The organism is Streptomyces sp. HSG2 (assembly GCF_016598575.1).
GTDB lineage: Bacteria > Actinomycetota > Actinomycetes > Streptomycetales > Streptomycetaceae > Streptomyces.
This window is the reverse complement of sequence record NZ_CP066801.1, coordinates 2316218-2333541: the sequence shown is the minus strand read 5'-3', so window position 1 is coordinate 2333541 and position 17324 is coordinate 2316218. Positions and strand designations below refer to the sequence as shown.

The following is a 17324-nucleotide window of genomic DNA, read 5'->3' as shown; positions in this document are numbered from 1 at the left end:
CGTCCCGGCGGGACCGAACCCGCCGGGACGCCTCGGACACCTGCGACAATCTCTCCATGACCATGCTCAAGTCGAAGTTGCGGGAAGACCTCAACGCGGCGATCAAGGAGCGCGACGAGCTTCGTTCCTCGACGCTGCGGCTGACGCTCACCGCGATCACGAAGGAGGAGGTCTCGGGGACGGAGAAGCGCGAGCTCTCCGACGACGAGGTGCTCACAGTGATCGCGCGCGAGGCGAAGAAGAGGCGTGAGGCCGCCGACGCCTTCGCCCAGGGCGGGCGGCCCGAACAGGCCGAGCGGGAGAAGGCGGAGGGCGTGGTGCTCGCCGCCTATCTGCCGCAGCCGCTGTCCGACGCGGAACTCGACGCGATCGTCGCCGAGGCCGTCCGGGAGGCCCGGTCGGCAGGGGCCGAGGGGCCGCGCGCGATGGGCGCCGTGATGAAGATCGTGAACCCGAGGATCGCCGGGCGGGCCGAGGGCGGACGGGTCGCGGCGGCGGTGAAGCGGCTGCTGGCCGGCTGATCGAGTACCGCTTCCCCGGCCCGGGCCGGGGAAGCGGCGCGCTCGTGCGCCGTGCCCCTGGAGGGGTGGAGGCGGGGTCAGCGTCCGCCCGGGCCGTTCCCCGGGCCCTGGAAGAGTCCGCCAGGAACGGAGAAGGCGGGTTCCGGTTCGGGTTCGACACCGCCCGTCGTCTCGCCTCCGTCTCCGATGCCTCCGACCCCACCGTCTCCGCCGCCCGTGGCGTCACTCCCGGCGCCGCCGGTGGCGCCTCCCACGGTCCCGCCGTCCCCGCCGCCGAGGGCCCCGCCGATGACGCCCGTCCCCGTGTCGTCCCCGCCCCCGCCGTCGAAGAGGCCGCCGATGAAGCCGCCGCCGTCGTCGCCGTTGCGGCCTTCCTCGCGATCCCGACGTTCGCCGTCGCCCTGTCCGGCGCGGTCCTTGGGCGCCTTGCCGCTCGGGATGTCGACGAGGTTGAAGGAGGGGGCGTCCTTGCCGGCGAGCGCTCCGGTCATGGCGTCCTTCCAGATCGGCCCCGGCACGCCGCCACCGAACACCAGCGGATGATGCACGCCACCGATCGTGATGTTCTTCATCTCGACCTTCTGGGTGGCGCTGCCGACCCAGACGGCGCCGGACAGGTTGGGCGTGTACCCGACGAACCAGGCGTTCTTGCGTTCGTCGGTGGTCCCGGTCTTGCCCGCGTTGGCGCGGTCCGTGAGGCCGGCCGCCCGGCCGGTTCCGGAGTCGACGACGCCCTGCAGCAGCGTGTTCACCGTGTCCGCCGTCTTCTCGCTCATGGCCCGGGAGCACGTCGTCTCCGGCACCTCCAGCGACTCCTGCTCGTGGCCGACGGTCCGAGTGATCGAGTCGATGGCGATGGGCGTGCAGTACTCGCCGCGAGCGGCGAAGGCGGCGTAGGCGCTCGCCATCCGCAACGGGGAGATGCCCTGGGTGCCGAGGGTGACGGCGGGTGTCTCGGGGAGCTTCTTCCCGTCGCCCTGCACGATGTGCAGGGCGTCCGTCAGCTTCACCACGGGGCAGAGCCCGATGTCCGCCACCATCTGGGCGAAGTAGGTGTTGACGGACAAGGCCATCGCCTCTTCGAGGCGGTACGGGCCGACCTCCGACTCGTCCTCGTTGGGCAGGATCTCGTCGTCCGTGTTCATCCAGGGCTTGCCGCCGCAGGTCTGCACGGGGTCGGGATAGGGCATCTCGTAGGGCGAGGAGTACTGCTTGGTGGGCGGCAGCCCCTGCTCCAGCGCCGCCGCGGCGACGAAGGGCTTGAAGGTGGACCCGGTCGGGAAGCCGAAGTTCGATCCGCCGTGGTCCGCGTCCACGGAGAAGTTGTACTCCGTCTCGTCCTGGCCGTAGCCGTACGGCTTCGACTGGCCCATGGCGAGGACCCGGCCGGTGCCGGGTTCCACCAGGGTGGCCGCGGCGGCCACCGAGTCCGACTTGTCGACGTGGGCCTTGAGCGCGTCCTGGACGGATTCCTGCGCCTGCGGGTCAAGAGTGGTGCGGATCGTCAGACCGCCCTGGTTCCAGACCTTCGCGCGGTCCTGGGGGGTGTCGCCGAAGACCGGGTCGTGCAGGAACACCTCGCGTACGTAGTCGCAGAAGAATCCCGCGCCCTGGACGGCGGTGATACAGCCGTTCTTGGGGCGGCTCACGTCCAGTTCGAGCGGGGTCTCCTTGGCCTGGTCCGCCTCGGCCTGGGTGATCTCGCCGACCTCGGCCATGCGCTGGAGCACCACGTCGCGTCGCTTGCGGGCCTCGGCCTCGTCGTTGACCGGGTCGTAGCGGCTCGGCGACTGCACGATGCCGGCCAGGAGCGCGGCCTCCGGCAGTTCGAGGTCCTTGGCGGATTTGGAGAAGTAGCGCTGCGCGGCGGCCTCCACGCCATAGGCCTGCTGGCCGAAGAAGGTGATGTTCAAGTAGTTCTCGAGGATCTTCTTCTTGCCCAACTCCTCCTCGACCTGGATGGCGAACTTCAGCTCGCGGATCTTGCGGCCGAGCGTCTGCTGGGTGGCCTCGGCGACCTTGGTCGGATCGTCGCCCGCCTCCTCGACGAAGACGTTCTTCACGTACTGCTGGGTGAGCGTGGAAGCGCCCTCGGAGACACCGCCGCTGCGCGCGTTCTTGTTCAGCGCGCGCAACACGCCCTTAAGGTCGATCGCGCCGTGTTCGTAGAAGCGCGAGTCCTCGATGGCGACGATCGCCTTCTGCATGTAGGGGGAGATGTCCTGGAGCTCGACCACCGTGCGGTCGCGCGAGTACACGGAGGCGATCAGGTCGCCCTCCACGTCCAGGATGGTGGTGCGCTGGCTCAGCGGGGGCGTCTTCAGATTGGCGGGCAGCTCGTCGAAGCTCTCCACCGAGCCCTTCGCCGCCAGGCCGAGCGCGCCCACGGCGGGAAGGGCGATGCCCGCGAGGACGGCTCCGGCCAGCACACTGACACCGACGAACCTGGCGGCCTGTTGTGCGGGGGACGGACCACCGCCCGAACGCTTCTTTGGCATGAGGGCAGCCTACGTTCTCGTTCGCCGGACATGCGGGTATGCCTTGGCCTAAGCTGTGCTCGACTGTCACAGCGGTGAGGTCACGTATCAATACGTTCCCCAGGCTCGAATCGTTCCGGATCTGCTCAAGTTTTTTTCGCGCGCCGTGCGTTCGGAGTGCGTGAGTGTGCGCGGGCGCGTGTCGCCGTCCCCTCGAACGCGCGTCGGATAAGTCCTGTGTGTCGCGCCGTGTCCCCGGTGAGACGGGAGAGACGATCCGAATGTCAGGGTCGTCGTGAATGTCGCCAGCTCACTCCTGCGGGTGATCTGCCGCTTACCCATAGTCCGTTCGGGCCATTCGAGATTGGGCCCAGCGGGGGTGTTGCGGCGTGTCCGCCTTCCGTAACGTCCTCAGCTGGTGGCGGTGAATATGCCGCTGCCGCCGTGGGGGAGCCTCGATTCGGGAGAGGACGGCGCCGGTATGGGCTGGGTGACCGACTGGAGTGCGCAGGCCGCCTGTCGCACTACCGATCCGGATGAACTGTTCGTTCAGGGAGCAGCGCAGAACAGGGCCAAGGCGGTGTGCACCGGGTGCCCGGTGCGGACCGAGTGCCTGGCCGACGCGCTGGACAACCGCGTCGAGTTCGGCGTGTGGGGAGGCATGACGGAACGCGAGCGCCGCGCGCTGCTGCGCAGGCGGCCGACGGTGACGTCCTGGCGCCGGCTGTTGGAGACGGCGCGGACGGAGTACGAGCGCGGCACCGGGGTGGGGCCGTTGGAGGAGGACGAGGTGTTCGAGGGCTACGCGGCCGTCGGCTGAGCGTCCTACTCGCGCGCCTGGGGCAGCTCGGCATGCCCCGCCCCGAGGCGGTCGCCGATGTCCCGCAGCCCGGCGAGGTCGTGTACGTCGCCCGGGAGGGCGGCCACTTCGGCCACCGCCACCTCGGGGTGGAGAGCCGTGAACCGGTCTCGGGTGCGCCGCTCGCGCGCGAGCAGGTGCATCCGGTCGGCGTGTATGCGCAGCAGCCCGGCGGCGAGCAGGTGGGACGGGCCCCTCGACGCGTCGACGGGCCCGCGCCGGCCCTCGGACCCCTCCGTGACCGACTCACCGTGGGCACCGTCCGTCGCCTCGCAGCCGTCGTGGGTGGCGGCCGGGGTGCGCGGGGGGAGTGAGCCCTCCGGCCGGGCGGGTGCCGAACCGTCCTGCGGGGCCCGGGAGTGGCGATCCCGACCCTGCCCGCCATCCGCCTCCGCCATGCCTGATTCCTCGAGATTCTCGGCGGCGGCCAGCGCCCGCTCGGCGGACAGCCAGGCCGCGCCGCTGCCGTGGACGCGGTTCAGTACCAGCCCGGCCAGGGGCATGTTCTCGGCCGCCAGTCGCTCGACGAAGTAGGCGGCCTCCCGCAGGGCGTCCCGCTCCGGGGCGGCGACCACCAGGAAAGCGGTGCCCGGCGCTTGGAGCAGCCGGTACGTCGCGTCGGCGCGGGTCCGGAACCCTCCGAACATCGAGTCCATCGCGGCGACGAAGGTCTGCACGTCCTTCAGGAACTGGCCGCCGAGGACCTTGCCGAGGACCCCCGTCATCATCGACATGCCGACGTTGAGGAACTTCACCCCGGCGCGCCCGCCCACCTTGGCGGGGGCGAGGAGGACCCGGATGAGCCTGCCGTCGAGGAAGGACCCCAGGCGTTTGGGTGCGTCGAGGAAGTCGAGGGCCGAGCGGGAGGGAGGGGTGTCGACGACGATCAAATCCCACTCGTCCTCGGCGCGCAACTGGCCCAGCTTCTCCATGGCCATGTACTCCTGCGTGCCGGCGAAGCCCGCGGAGAGGGACTGGTAGAAGGGGTTCCCCAGGATCGCCGCCGCCCGCTCGGGATCGGCGTGCGCCTCGACGATCTCGTCGAAGGTGCGCTTCATGTCGAGCATCATGGCGTGCAGTTCGCCGCCCGAGGCCTCGTCGACGCCCTTAACCCGGCGGGGGGTGTTGTCCAGCGCGTCGATGCCCATCGACTGGGCGAGGCGCCGCGCCGGGTCGATGGTCAGCACGACGACCTTGCGGCCCCGCTCGGCCGCGCGCAGCCCCAACGCCGCCGCGGTCGTCGTCTTGCCGACCCCGCCGGCGCCGCAGCACACGACGATACGCGTCCCCGGGTCGTCCAGGAGGGGGTCCACCTCCAGACCGGGCGCCACGACCGGGGGAAGGGCGTCTTCCCCCGGGCCCGCCTCGTCCGCCCGCTCCCGCTCCGCGGCTTCCCCGCTCACGCGATCCCCTGCTTCCGCAGCTCGGTGGCCAGCTCGTACAGGCCCGCGAGGTCCACGCCCTCGGCGAGCAGGGGCAACTCGTGGGTCGGTAGGCCCAGCCCCTGGAGGGAGATCCGTTGTTCCCGCTCCAACGCGTGCCGTTCGGCGTGCTCCGCGACCTGCGCCAGCAGTGGGTCCACCAGTCGCTCCGCGCGCCCTCCCCGGCGCGCCCCGCCGAGCCCCGCGTCCGAGAGCGCGCGGGCGAGGACCGGACGGGACAGGGCTCGCGCGGCGGTCGAATCCTCGAGGTCGAGGATCTCGGATCGGGCCATGTTCACCACGACGCGCCCGACGGGCAGTCCCGCCGAGCGGAGCTCGCCGACGCCGTCCACCGTCTCCTGGACCGGCATCTCCTCCAGCAGCGTCACCAGGTGCACGGCGGTGTCGGAAGACTTCAGCACCTTCATCACCGATCGCGCCTGATGGTGTATCGGGCCCACCCTGGCGAGCCCGGCGACCTCGTCGTTGACGTTGAGGAAGCGGGCGATGCGTCCCGTGGGCGGGGCGTCCATCACGACATGGTCGTAGACCGGGCTCCCGTCCGCCCGCTTCCTGCGGACCGCCTCGCAGGCCTTCCCGGTCAGGAGCACGTCCCGAACCCCGGGCGCGATGGTGGTGGCGAAGTCGATGGCGCCGAGCTTGCGCAGGGCCCGCCCCGCGCCGCCCAGCTTGTAGAACATCTGGAGGTAGTCCAGCAGGGCGCGCTCGGCGTCGATGGCCAGGGCGTACACCTCCCCGCCTCCCGGAGCCACGGCGATCTTGCGCTCCTCGTAGGGCAGCGCCTCCGTCTCGAAGAGCTGGGCGATGCCCTGCCGACCCTCGACCTCGACGAGGAGCGTCCGCTTGCCCGCCGTGGCCAGGGCCAGCGCCAGTGCGGCGGCAACCGTGGTCTTGCCGGTTCCGCCCTTGCCGCTGACGACCTGGAGCCTGCTCACACCCCGAGCGTATCCAGTCCCGCCCCGTCCCACCCGGGAGGCTGTGGACGATGGGGCCGGACGGCTGCCCCCGGAGGCGGCCGTCCGGCCCGTTCCTCCCGGCGCGCGCGCCGCGTACGCCGGGAGGAACGGCGAGGCCGCGCTGCCGCTTCGGCTCCGCCGCGTCGGCCGCTGGCCGTCGTCCGTATGCTGCTGGGTGCAAGTCGTACCGGTCACTACCTCGGGACTGATCATGGCCACACCGAGCCACCGCACATGGGAGTACGCCACCGTGCCTCTCCTCGTCCACGCGACCAAGCAAATCCTGGACAACTGGGGTCAGGACGGCTGGGAGCTCGTCCAGGTCGTGCCCGGGCCGAACCCGGAGCAGTTGGTGGCCTACCTGAAGCGCGAGCGGCAGGCGTGAGCGCGGTCGAGGCCAGGCTGGCCGAGCTCGGTGTGACCCTGCCCGAGGTCGTCCCGCCGCTCGCCGTCTACCAGCCCGCCGTGCGCTCCGGCTCGTACGTCCACACCTCGGGGCAGTTGCCGATGGTGCGGGGGAAGCTGGAGGTCACCGGGAAGGTCGGCGGTGAGGTCACGGCCGAGGAGGCCAAGGCGCTGGCCCGGACTTGCGCCTTGAACGCCCTGGCGGCCGTCAAATCCGTCGCCGGCGACCTCGACCGGATCGCACGGGTGGTCAAGGTCGTCGGTTTCGTGGCGTCCGCCGCCGATTTCACCGGGCAGCCCGGCGTGGTCGACGGAGCCAGCGAGTTCCTCGGCGAGGTGCTGGGGGACAAGGGCGTCCACGCCCGGAGCGCGGTCGGCGTGGCGGTGCTGCCACTGGACGCGCCGGTGGAAGTCGAGATCCAGGTGGAGCTGGCGGGGAACTGAGCGTCCTCGGCCCGCCGCCAGGGGCGGCCGGTCGAGGCCGTCGTGGTGTCCTCTCCGTCGAGGGGACACCACGACCACTCGATCCCCGGGCTTCGACCGGATAGCCTCCGCCCATGGCGAATGGGCAGTGGTACGCGACCGAGTGGCCCGAACGCGTCCGCGCGCTCGCCGCGGGCGACATCCGCCCGGTGGAGCCCCGGCGCGCCGCCACGGTCATGTTGCTTCGGGACGGTGCGGGCGGGCCCCTGGTCCACCTGCTGCGGCGCCGCGCCTCCATGGCCTTCGCCGGGGGCGCCTACGCCTATCCCGGCGGAGGTGTGGACCCGCGTGACGACGACCGGGCCATCGGCTGGGCCGGTCCACCCCGCCGGTGGTGGGCCGATCGACTGGGCGTCGACGAGGCGGGCGCGCAGGCGATCGTCTGCGCCGCCGTGCGGGAGACCTACGAGGAGGCGGGCGTCCTGCTCGCGGGTCCCGCACCGGACGCCGTGGTCGGTGACACGACCGGCGACGACTGGGAGGCGGACCGGGTCGCCCTCGTCGCGCGCGAGCTGTCCTTCGCGGAGTTCCTGGACCGTCGCGGACTGCTGCTCCGCTCCGACCTCCTCGGACCGTGGGCCCGCTGGATCACCCCCGAGTTCGAGGCCCGACGCTACGACACGTGGTTCTTCGTGGCCGTCCTGCCCCCCGGCCAACGCACCCGCGACACCTCCTCCGAGGCCGACCGGACGGTGTGGACGAGTCCGACCGAGGCGGCGGCCGGCTACGACCGGGGCGATCTTCTGATGATGCCCCCCACCATCGCCACCCTGCGCTCGCTCGCCGCACACGACACGGCGGCCGGTGCCCTGTCCGCCGCTGCGGGTCGGGACCTGGCGCCGGTGCAGGCCCGGGCCGGCCTCGTCGCCGACGAGGTCGTCCTGACCTGGCCGGGCCACGAGGAGTTCGACCGGCGTCCGGCCTCACCGGCGGGGGATCCAAGCGGCCCGGGCCCGGAAGGCACGACATGACGGACGCGACCGACCCGCCGGGCAGGCCGAGGGGCGCGGCGCGGTCCGGACCGGCCACCGACCGCGCGGTGAACGTGCTCGCCCCCAACGCGTCGCCGATGACCCTGGACGGCACCAACACCTGGATCCTCTCCGAACCCGGGTCCGACCGTGCCGCGGTGGTGGACCCGGGGCCGCTGGACGAGGGCCACCTGAGCGCCGTGGTCGGCGAGGCGGAGCGGGCGGGCAAACGCGTCGTCCTCACCCTGTTGACGCACGGCCATCCGGATCACGCGGAGGGCGCCGCACGCTTCGCCGAGATGACCCGCAGCCCCGTCCGGGCGCTGGACCCGGCGCTCCGGCTCGGCGAGGAGGGTCTCGTCGCGGGCGAGGGGATCCGGGTCGGCGGACTGGAGCTGCGAGTCGTGCCCACGCCGGGTCACACCGCCGACTCCCTCTCCTTCCACATCCCCGCCGACCGCGCCGTGCTGACCGGTGACACGGTGCTGGGACGGGGGACGACCGTGGTCGCGCACCCGGACGGCCGGCTCGGCGACTATCTCGACTCCCTGCGGCGGCTGCGGTCGCTCACCGTCGACGACGGCGTGGAGACGGTGCTTCCGGGACACGGCCCCGTGCTGGAGGACGCTCGGGGTGCCCTGGAGTACTACCTGGCCCACCGGGCCGGTCGGCTGGCACAGGTGGAGACGGCCGTGGAAGAGGGCCTTCACGACCCCGGAGAGGTCGTCGCACGGGTCTACGCCGACGTCGACCGTTCCCTGTGGCCCGCGGCGGAGTTGTCGGTCCGGGCCCAGCTGGAGTACCTCAGAGAGCACGGACTGGTCTAGACCAGTACCTGCACCGCGACGGCTCTCGTGACCGGCGCACACGCTCGCTCGTGGGTCGCCGCGCCGGACAGGGCGGGAGAAGCGAGCCCCGACGGACACGTCGGCTGCCGGACCGCTCGGCGGCGAGGCGCGTCGGGTCGAGCCTTCGGCGGAGCCGGTGTGTGGCCCGGCCTCGACCGGGGACGAGACGTGCGGCCGGCGAGTAGCGGGTGCGGGCGAGTCGGGTGGGGGCCAGGGCCGGCGCGAGGTCAGCGTGAGCGCTTCGCCAGTCGTTCCACGTCCATCAGGATGACGGCCCGCGCCTCCAGCCGGAGCCAGCCCCGCTGGGCGAAGTCGGCCAAGGCCTTGTTGACCGTCTCGCGGGAGGCCCCGACGAGCTGCGCCAGTTCCTCCTGGGTGAGGTCGTGCACCACGTGGATGCCTTCCTCGGATTGCACGCCGAACCGCCTGGACAGGTCCAGCAGCGCGCGGGCCACACGGCCCGGGACATCCGAGAAGACCAGGTCGGACATGGCGTCGTTGGTCTTGCGCAGGCGCCGCGCGACCGCGCGCAGGAGTGCGGTCGCCACCTCGGGTCGGGCGTTGAGCCACGGCTGGAGGTCGCCGTGCCCGAGCCCGAGCAGCTTGACCTCGGTCAGGGCGGTGGCCGTGGCGGTACGCGGGCCCGGGTCGAACAGCGACAGCTCCCCGATCAGTTCCCCGGGGCCGACCACGGCCAGCATGTTCTCGCGGCCATCGGGGGAGGTGCGGTGCAGTTTGACCTTGCCCTCGGTAACCACGTAGAGGCGGTCGCCCGGGTCCCCCTCGTGAAACAGCGAGTCGCCGCGGGCGAGCGTGACCTCGCCCATGGAGGCGCGGAGCTCCGCGGCCTGCTCGTCGTCGAGCGCCGCGAAGAGCGGGTTGCGCCGCAGAACGTCGTCCACGAGTCTCTCCTTGTCGACCTGCTCGGGGGATCTTGTTCCCCCGTCTACCAGGGCACCGTGCTGCCCATTCTGCCGGACGGTCCAAACAGTGTGATCTGTCACAAGGATGCCGCACGCTCGCCCATGGGTACGAGGCAGGGGGCCGATCGGGCGCGGATCGTCCCGGTCCGGGGCGGAGTCGGCGGGCGAGCCGTAGGCTGGTCGAGTGTCGGAAAAGCCGGTGAGAGCACGGGCCGAGAGGGCTGGACGGGTGAGTGAGCACCGTGATTCCGCCGTGGGCGAACAGGGTCCCGGCGGCGGGAGGAAGCGCCCGGAACGGAACGAGGGGCGCGGCACGGCCGAAAAGGTGACACGCCGGACGGCGGGCGGTGCCGGACGCCCTGCCGTGGCCGACGGTCGCCCCGCGGTTCGCGGGCGAGAGAGGTCGCGCACGGAGGGAGGCCCCGGGCGGGGCACCGCCTCCGCGAAGGCGCAGCGGGCCGAGGGATCTTCGGCGGACGGCGAGGACGCGGGCGGCGGCGTCGAGAGCGGCGGCGCCGCGAAGGCGGGGAGGGTCTCGAAGGCCGTCGGATCAGCCGGTCCGGCCGCGCCCGGTGCGCGGGGGAGGTCGGCCCGGAAGGCGTCGTCCTCGGCCCCGCGTGGTTCCGGTGCCGAGCCGCGCGCCCGGGCCGCCCGCGAGGCACCGGCGGGGGCCGCGCGCCCGGAGTCCCGCATCGCCCTGGTCCGGCGTGCCCGGCGGATCGGCCGGGAACTCGCCGAGGTCTACCCGTACGCGCACCCGGAGCTCGACTTCGACTCGCCCTTCCAGCTGCTGGTCGCCACGGTGCTGTCCGCGCAGACCACCGACCTGCGCGTCAACCAGACCACCCCGGCGCTCTTCGCCGCCTATCCGACCCCCGAGGACCTCGCGGCGGCCGACCCGGAGAGGGTCGAGGAGATCCTGCGTCCCTGTGGTTTCTTCCGAGCCAAGACCCGGTCGGTCATCGGGCTCTCCCGGGTTCTGGCGGAGGAGTTCGGGGGAGAGGTGCCCGGTCGTCTGGAGGACCTGGTCAGGCTGCCCGGCGTCGGCCGCAAGACCGCCTTCGTCGTCCTGGGCAACGCCTTCGGGCGTCCCGGAATCACCGTGGACACCCACTTCCAGCGGCTCGTCCGCCGCTGGAAGTGGACGGACGAGACCGATCCGGACAGGATCGAGGCGGCTGTCGGCGACCTGTTCCCCCGATCCGACTGGACGGACCTCTCGCACCACGTGATCTGGCACGGCCGTCGGATCTGCCACGCGCGCAAGCCCGCCTGCGGCGCGTGTCCCATCGCGCGGCTCTGCCCTTCCTACGGAGAGGGCGAGACGGACCCGGAGAAGGCCGAGAGGCTGTTGAAGTACGAAAAGGGCGGTCTCCCAGGCCAGCGACTGAGGCCGCCGCGGTCCTACCTGGACGCCGGAGGCCGGCCCGCGCCTCCGCTCGGATCGGCATGACGGAGACGACGTGCGGGGGGCGGGCCTCGGGCACGGCGGAGAGGGGGCGGCGATGACGCGCGCGGGCGATGTCGACGGGGTCGCGCTGGACAAGGTGGGCCTGCCCGGTTGGCTCGAGCCGGTGGCACGGGCGGCGGAGACGGTGCGACCCGACCAGTTGAGCCGCTTCCTGCCGCCCGCCGACGGCCTGGGCCGTCCTTCGGCGGTCCTCGTCCTCTTCGGCGCGGCGGACGTCTCCGCCGCGCGAGGCGAGGCGGGTCGGGAGGGCGCGCGGAGTACCACGGTCGGCGCCGGGCCCGAGGCCGACCCGCGGCCCGCGCCCCGTCCCGAACTGCTGCTCATGGAGCGTGCCGGGTCCCTGCGCTCCCACGCCGGACAGCCCTCGTTCCCCGGAGGAGCCCTGGACCCGCAGGACGGCGATCCGCGAGGTGACGGTCCCCTGCGCGCCGCGCTGCGCGAGGCGTGGGAGGAGACCGGACTCGACCCGGCCGGGGTGCAGCTCTTCGGCGCGCTGCCCAGGCTCTACATCCCGGTCAGCGACTTCGTGGTGACCCCGGTGCTGGGCTGGTGGCGCGAGCCCAGCCCGGTCCGCGTGGTCGATCCCAACGAGACCGCCCGCGTCTTCACGGTCCCCGTCGCCGATCTGACGGATCCGGCCAACCGGGCGACCACGGTGCACCCCAGCGGCCACCGGGGTCCGGCCTTCCTGGTCGAGTCCACCCTGGTATGGGGGTTCACCGCCGGGATCATCGACCGACTGCTGCACTTCGCGGGCTGGGAGCGACCCTGGGACCGCGGCAGAAGGGTCCCTCTGGACTGGCGCTCGTGACAAGGTAGGCGGCGTGCCGTGCCCGTCGGGGCCGGCTCCCGGGCCGCGGGCGGCCGGGCGGAGCGAGCGGATCGACGAGGCGGGGCTGTGGATGCGGTGAACGTGCTGGACGTCCTGTTGCTGGTCGCCGCCGTCTGGTTCGCGATCGTGGGCTACCGCCAGGGGTTCGTCGTCGGTGTCCTGTCGGTGACCGGCTTCCTCGGGGGCGGCCTCGTCGCCGTCTACGCCCTGCCCGTCGTCTGGGATTCCCTGACGGAGAACGCGGAGGTGAGCACGGCCGCCGCGGTCGTCGCGGTGGTCGTGGTCATCGTCTGCGCGTCGGTGGGCCAGGCGTTCACCACCCATCTGGGCGGTGTCCTGCGGCGTCACATCACCTGGTCCCCGGCGCGCGCCTTGGACGCGACGGGGGGCGCGCTCGTCAACGTGGTGGCGCTGCTGCTCGTGGCCTGGCTCCTCGGGTCGGCCGTGGCGCGGACGACGATGCCGACGGTGGCCAAGGAAGTCCGCAGTTCCCGAGTCCTGCTCGGCGTCCAGGAGGTGTTGCCCACCCAAGCCGACACCTGGTTCGACGACTTCACATCGGCCTTGGCCCGCAACGGCCTTCCCCAGGTCTTCGGCCCCTTCGCCAGCGAGCCGATCACGGAGGTCGAGCCCCCCGACCCGGCGCTCGCCGACAGCCTCGTCGCGAACGACGCCCAGCGCTCCATCGTCAAGGTGATGGGCACCGCCACCGGCTGCGGCAAGGTCCTGGAGGGCACTGGCTTCGTCTTCGCCGAGCGCCGGGTGATGACCAACGCGCACGTGGTGGGCGGAGTCGACGAACCGACCGTGCAGATCGGGGGCGAGGGGCCGCGCCACGACGCCACGGTGGTGCTGTACGACTGGCGGCGGGACATCGCCGTGCTCGACGTGCCGGATCTGCGCGCGCCCGTACTGCGATTCGCGACCGATGACGCCGGGAGCGGGGACGACGCCATCGTGGCCGGGTTCCCGGAGAACGGCGGCTACGACGTGCGGGCCGCGAGGGTGCGAGGGCGGATCGCGGCCAGCGGTCCGGACATCTACCACCGTGACACGGTGCGTCGGGACGTCTACTCCCTCCATGCCACGGTCCGTCAGGGAAACTCCGGAGGACCGCTCCTCACACCGGACGGCCGGGTGTACGGCGTGATCTTCGCGAAGTCCCTCGACGACGCGGCGACCGGCTACGCGCTCACCGTGGACGAGATCGAGGAGGACATCGTCCGGGGCCGCTCCGCGAGCCGGGCAGTGGACACCGACAGCTGCGCCATGTAGCCCCGCCGCCCCGGACTCCCACGCCTGCGGCTCGCGGGTGGATCAACCCCGGGGGTGGCGCAGGCGTACCGAGACCCAGCGGGCCCGGCGACGCAGGATGCGCGGGATGCCCACGCGTGGTCCCGTACCCGACTGCCGTGGGGAGCGCCCTCGCTGACGGGTGCTCACACCCCGCGTGGCGCGGTCGTTGCGTACTACGTCGTCGTAGTCGTGCGTCCAGCCCATACCGGGACGTGTGCCCCAGCTCCAAGGTCCATAATCGCCTCCGGCGCATCCGATCGGCCTATGCGCGGGGCAAGTGGCCTTTCGTGGGCGGACCGTTCGGGTGTGGGTGCTCAACTCGTGGACCGGGTCGCGTGCGTATCCGCCCGGGTCCGTGCCACCGCCCGGTGGTCAACGGTCGGGTTCGGGGTCCCTCAGCCAGTTGATCAGCTCTGCTGAGAAGCCGGTCGGGTCCTCCTCGTGCGGGAAGTGCCCCAGTCCGTCGAACAACCGCCAACGGTAGGGAGCTTCCACGTACTCGCCCGAACCGGCGGCGCCGCGGGTGCGCAACACCGGGTCCAGCGAGCCGTGCAGATGGAGCGTCGGCACCCGTACGGGTCGTTTCATACGCCGGTTGAACTGGATTCCGTCGGGGCGCGCGAGAGACCGAACCATCCACCGGTAGGGCTCGATCGCGCAGTGCGCCGTGGACGGGACGCACATGGCGCGTCGGTAGGTCTCGATCGCCCCCGCCTCCGGCGGGCGCGGCCCCGACCATTCCCTGATCAGCTCTCCCACCAGGGCCCCGCCGTCCGCGGTCAGGCGCCGTTCCGGGATCCAGGGGCGCTGGAACCCCCAGATGTGCGAGCTCGCGCGGGACTGCCGGATGTCGGACAGCATCGCCGAGCGCCACCGCCGGGGATGCGGCATCGAGGCCACCACCAGGCGTCGTACGAGCTTGGGCCGCATCGCCGCGGCCGTCCAGGCCAGGTAGCCGCCCAGATCGTGACCCACCAACGCGGCGTCCGGCTCCCCCAGGGAGCGGATCACCCCGGTGATGTCCATGGCGAGACCCGCCGGGTCGTAGCCGCGTGGCGTGCGGTCGCTCCCTCCCACGCCCCGAAGATCCATCGCCACGGCCCGGAAGCCGGCGTCGGCGAGGGCCGGCAGCTGGTGTCGCCAGGTCCACCAGAACTGCGGAAACCCGTGGACGAGGAGGACCAGTGGTCCCTCGCCGAGTTCGGCGATGTGGAAGCGGGCGCCGTTGGCGGCCACGTCCCGGTGCGTCACCCGACGCCCGTCGGGGATCGCCGGGCGCACGGCCGAGGCCGAGGCGCCCACGCTCGGCGGTACCGGGTCGGATGGTCCGGAGAGAGGGGAGGAGCCCGTCATGAGGACGAGCGTGCCACAGCCTCGACACTCGTGGGCGCGCCCTCCGCCCCTTCCGGCAGCGCCGGACGGGGGTGCGGCTTCGCCCTGTGCAGGACTTCCGCGCTCTCCTTCATGGAGGCGGCGACCTTCTGGGGCGCGTGGCTCTGCTTCGCCTTCTTCAGGAAGACCATGCCGATCAGTCCGAGGACGCCCGCGACCAAGAGGTTCGCGGCGAAGGAGAGCAGGAAGCAGAGGGCCAGGTTCCAGCCGCTCCAGGCGCGGATGCCGTAGGCGAGGGCGAAGTTGAGCATCGGGAGGGAGAAGAGCAGCAGGACGCCGCCCACCAGGAAGGCCGCCCCGCCGTTCAGGGCTCGTTTGGCGTCCTGCTTCAGCTGGGCCTTCGCCAGCGCGATCTCGTCGTGCACCAACTCCGACATCTCGGCGGTCGCCGAGGCGACCAGCCGGCCGAGGCTGCGTTCGGTACCGACCGGGCTGCCGTCGGGTGCGCTCATCGCGGTCTCCCTCTTCCACTGGCGTGTCTTCGTACGGGTCGGGCGTATGGCCGTGCGTCTTCCGCCGGACGCGAGCCGCCCCACCACGTCTACCATCCCGGTCAGATCATGCCGGACGGCCGCCCTGCTCGCCCGTCGCGTCGGGTGCGTCGGCGAGACCTTTCCGGCGTGCCTTCTCCTCCGCCAACCGGCGGTGCTCCGCGGCCTTGCGTTCGCAGATCTCGGCGATCCTCAGATGGTGGGCCGGATCGTCTTCTTCGTAGACGTCGGGTATGCCACTGCTGTCCTCGTCACGTTCCTCGGCCTCGATCACCTTGCGGTACTTGGCGTTCCGTATCTTCAGCAGCACCGACGCCACGACTGCGGCGATCAGGGAACCGGTGAGAACGGACGCCTTGATCTCCGCGGTCATCTCCGCGTCGCCCACGAAGGCCAGCTCGCCGATGAGCAGGGACACGGTGAAGCCGATGCCGGCGAGCCCGGACACGGCGAACACGTCCGGCCACGCCAGATTGTCGCTGAGCGACGCCTTGGTGAAACGGGCCGTCAACCACGTGCCGCCGAAGATGCCGAAGGTCTTGCCGAGCACGAGACCGAGTACCACGCCGAGCGTCTCGGGCTGTGTGAACACGTCGGCCAAGGCCTCGCCGGTGACGGCGACACCCGCGCTGAACAGGGCGAACATCGGTACCGCGAAACCGGCCGAAACGGGGCGCACGAGGTGCTCGATGTGCTCGCCGGGCGAGTGGTCCTCGCCTTCCCGCTTGGAGCAGCGCAGCAACAGTCCCATGGCCACACCCGCGATGGTGGCGTGCACGCCGCTGTTGTACATCAGCGCCCAGATCGTCAGCGCCAGCGGGATGTACACGTACCATCCGCGCACGTTCAAGCGGAGCAGCAGCCAGAAGAGCGCGAGCCCGAGCAGCGCGCCGCCGAGCCAGAGGAAGTTCAGCTCGGAGGTGAAGAAGATCGCGATGATCAGGATCGCGAAGAGGTCGTCCACGATCGCGAGAGTCAGCAGGAACGCCCGCAGCGCGCTGGGGAGCGAGGTCCCGATCACCGCGAGCACGGCCAGGGCGAAGGCGATGTCGGTGGCGGTGGGCACGGCCCAGCCGGCCAGCGAGCCGCCCATGGACAGGGCGGTGACGACGTAGGTGAGGGCCGGGATGGCCATACCGCACAGGGCGGCCACCACCGGCAGTGCGGCGGCCCTGGGATCCCGGAGATCCCCCGCGACCAGTTCGCGTTTGAGTTCGATGCCGGCGACGAAGAAGAAGATCGCCAGGAGGCCGTCCGCCGCCCAGTGCGAGACCGACAGCTTCAGGCCGAGTGCCTCGGGGCCGAACTTGAAGTGGCTGACACTCTCGTAGCTGTCGTGCAGGGCCGGTACGTTGCTCCAGATCAGGGCGGTGATCGCCGCCACCAGGAGCAAGACGCCGCCGACCGTCTCGGTGCGCAGGGCGTCCGCGACGAAGTTCCGTTCGGGGAGCGACACGCGTCCGAAGGCCTTGCGGTTGGTGCGGGGCTCGGTCACGAGGGGGACCTCCGGTTGTTGGACAGCACGAAACGCCTGCCGACCAGACTTCCCGGCTCACCATGGGGTTCTGCTTGTCGTTCTTCCTTTGGCGCGTTCCTTAGCGTACCTAATGTGCGCCGGTGCAGTCGGATGATCTTCCTTGTGAAATAGGGAGATCGAGCAGGCCAGGAAGGCGTCGCGGCTCTCCCGGGGGTCCACGGGTGAGCCCTGGCGCGGTCCGGTGGGGCCGGCGACGGCGCCTCGGCACGTGGCGCGCTTCCCACCCTTCGGCGGCACTCGCCCCAAGCGCCCCCGGCGCCTCGGCCGGTGGCGACCGGCTCGCGTGGTCTGGGGTCTGGCTCCCGTACGGGCGGCTCCACCGACTCTCGGGACAGGGAGAGGCCGCCGCGCCGCGGCCCGGCACGGGTCCGACGGCCGACACCGACGCTCACCGGATCGGGGGCACCCGATCGGGCCATC

The 17324-nt window shown here is 71.8% G+C and carries 17 protein-coding genes; 9 read left to right on the top strand and 8 right to left on the bottom strand.

Going from position 1 to position 17324, the window contains the following annotated elements; genetic code table 11:
* Nucleotides 1-56 precede the first annotated feature (56 nt).
* Nucleotides 57-521, top strand: a complete 465-nt coding sequence (locus tag JEK78_RS09635) for a GatB/YqeY domain-containing protein (protein ID WP_200263678.1) — start codon at nt 57-59, stop codon at nt 519-521.
* Between the two features lie 77 nt (nt 522-598).
* On the opposite strand, the gene JEK78_RS09630 is transcribed toward JEK78_RS09635, so the two are convergent.
* The gene (locus JEK78_RS09630) at nt 599-3019 is read right to left on the bottom strand and encodes a transglycosylase domain-containing protein (protein WP_200263677.1); all 2421 of its coding nucleotides are present in this window, start codon (nt 3017-3019) and stop codon (nt 599-601) included.
* Between the two features lie 460 nt (nt 3020-3479).
* Here JEK78_RS09630 and JEK78_RS09625 point away from each other — a divergent pair, with 460 nt between their 5' ends.
* Complete coding sequence (locus JEK78_RS09625) at nt 3480-3818, top strand: WhiB family transcriptional regulator (RefSeq protein ID WP_200264075.1); 339 nt, start codon at nt 3480-3482, stop codon at nt 3816-3818.
* Between the two features lie 5 nt (nt 3819-3823).
* On the opposite strand, the gene JEK78_RS09620 is transcribed toward JEK78_RS09625, so the two are convergent.
* On the bottom strand, nt 3824-5188 hold the full coding sequence (locus JEK78_RS09620) for an ArsA family ATPase (RefSeq protein WP_242483385.1): 1365 nt from the start codon (nt 5186-5188) through the stop codon (nt 3824-3826).
* Nucleotides 5189-5256: 68 nt separating this feature from the next.
* Nucleotides 5257-6234, bottom strand: a complete 978-nt coding sequence (locus JEK78_RS09615) for an ArsA-related P-loop ATPase (protein ID WP_200263675.1) — start codon at nt 6232-6234, stop codon at nt 5257-5259.
* A 232-nt stretch (nt 6235-6466) separates the two neighbouring features.
* Here JEK78_RS09615 and JEK78_RS09610 point away from each other — a divergent pair, with 232 nt between their 5' ends.
* The 4 genes from JEK78_RS09610 to JEK78_RS09595 all read left to right on the top strand — a co-directional run bounded on the left by JEK78_RS09610 (nt 6467) and on the right by JEK78_RS09595 (nt 8941).
* Nucleotides 6467-6640 carry a DUF4177 domain-containing protein gene (locus tag JEK78_RS09610; RefSeq protein WP_200263674.1) on the top strand — a complete coding sequence of 58 codons (174 nt, stop codon included), beginning with the start codon at nt 6467-6469 and terminating at the stop codon, nt 6638-6640.
* On the top strand, nt 6637-7104 hold the full coding sequence (locus tag JEK78_RS09605; RefSeq protein ID WP_200263673.1) for a RidA family protein: 468 nt from the start codon (nt 6637-6639) through the stop codon (nt 7102-7104). The genes JEK78_RS09610 and JEK78_RS09605 overlap by 4 nt, the downstream gene beginning before the upstream one ends.
* A gap of 113 nt (nt 7105-7217) precedes the next feature.
* Nucleotides 7218-8114, top strand: coding sequence for an NUDIX hydrolase (locus tag JEK78_RS09600; RefSeq protein ID WP_200263672.1), 897 nt, complete (start codon nt 7218-7220; stop codon nt 8112-8114).
* Nucleotides 8111-8941 carry an MBL fold metallo-hydrolase gene (locus tag JEK78_RS09595; RefSeq protein ID WP_200263671.1) on the top strand — a complete coding sequence of 277 codons (831 nt, stop codon included), beginning with the start codon at nt 8111-8113 and terminating at the stop codon, nt 8939-8941. The genes JEK78_RS09600 and JEK78_RS09595 overlap by 4 nt, the downstream gene beginning before the upstream one ends.
* Before the next feature lie 248 nt (nt 8942-9189).
* Here JEK78_RS09595 and JEK78_RS09590 read toward each other — a convergent pair whose 3' ends face one another.
* Nucleotides 9190-9864 (bottom strand): Crp/Fnr family transcriptional regulator, encoded by a 675-nt coding sequence (locus JEK78_RS09590; RefSeq protein WP_200263670.1) that lies wholly within the window; start codon nt 9862-9864, stop codon nt 9190-9192.
* Between the two features lie 385 nt (nt 9865-10249).
* On the opposite strand from JEK78_RS09590, the gene nth reads away from it, so the two are divergent.
* The 3 genes from nth (at nt 10250) to JEK78_RS09575 (ending at nt 13463) form a co-directional block, all read left to right on the top strand.
* A complete protein-coding gene (gene nth, locus JEK78_RS09585) occupies nt 10250-11338 on the top strand; it encodes an endonuclease III (protein ID WP_200263669.1) in 1089 nt (362 codons plus the stop codon).
* A 52-nt stretch (nt 11339-11390) separates the two neighbouring features.
* On the top strand, nt 11391-12167 hold the full coding sequence (locus tag JEK78_RS09580) for a CoA pyrophosphatase (protein ID WP_200263668.1): 777 nt from the start codon (nt 11391-11393) through the stop codon (nt 12165-12167).
* Between the two features lie 96 nt (nt 12168-12263).
* Complete coding sequence (locus JEK78_RS09575) at nt 12264-13463, top strand: MarP family serine protease (protein WP_200264074.1); 1200 nt, start codon at nt 12264-12266, stop codon at nt 13461-13463.
* Between the two features lie 42 nt (nt 13464-13505).
* On the opposite strand, the gene JEK78_RS23285 is transcribed toward JEK78_RS09575, so the two are convergent.
* The 4 genes from JEK78_RS23285 to nhaA all read right to left on the bottom strand — a co-directional run bounded on the left by JEK78_RS23285 (nt 13506) and on the right by nhaA (nt 16862).
* Nucleotides 13506-13688, bottom strand: coding sequence for a hypothetical protein (locus tag JEK78_RS23285; RefSeq protein WP_242483324.1), 183 nt, complete (start codon nt 13686-13688; stop codon nt 13506-13508).
* Nucleotides 13689-13856: 168 nt separating this feature from the next.
* On the bottom strand, nt 13857-14837 hold the full coding sequence (locus JEK78_RS09570; RefSeq protein WP_200263667.1) for an alpha/beta hydrolase: 981 nt from the start codon (nt 14835-14837) through the stop codon (nt 13857-13859).
* Nucleotides 14834-15328, bottom strand: coding sequence for a phage holin family protein (locus JEK78_RS09565; RefSeq protein WP_200263666.1), 495 nt, complete (start codon nt 15326-15328; stop codon nt 14834-14836). The genes JEK78_RS09570 and JEK78_RS09565 overlap by 4 nt, the downstream gene beginning before the upstream one ends.
* A 106-nt stretch (nt 15329-15434) precedes the next feature.
* Nucleotides 15435-16862 (bottom strand): Na+/H+ antiporter NhaA, encoded by a 1428-nt coding sequence (gene nhaA, locus JEK78_RS09560; RefSeq protein WP_200263665.1) that lies wholly within the window; start codon nt 16860-16862, stop codon nt 15435-15437.
* Nucleotides 16863-17324 lie beyond the last annotated feature (462 nt).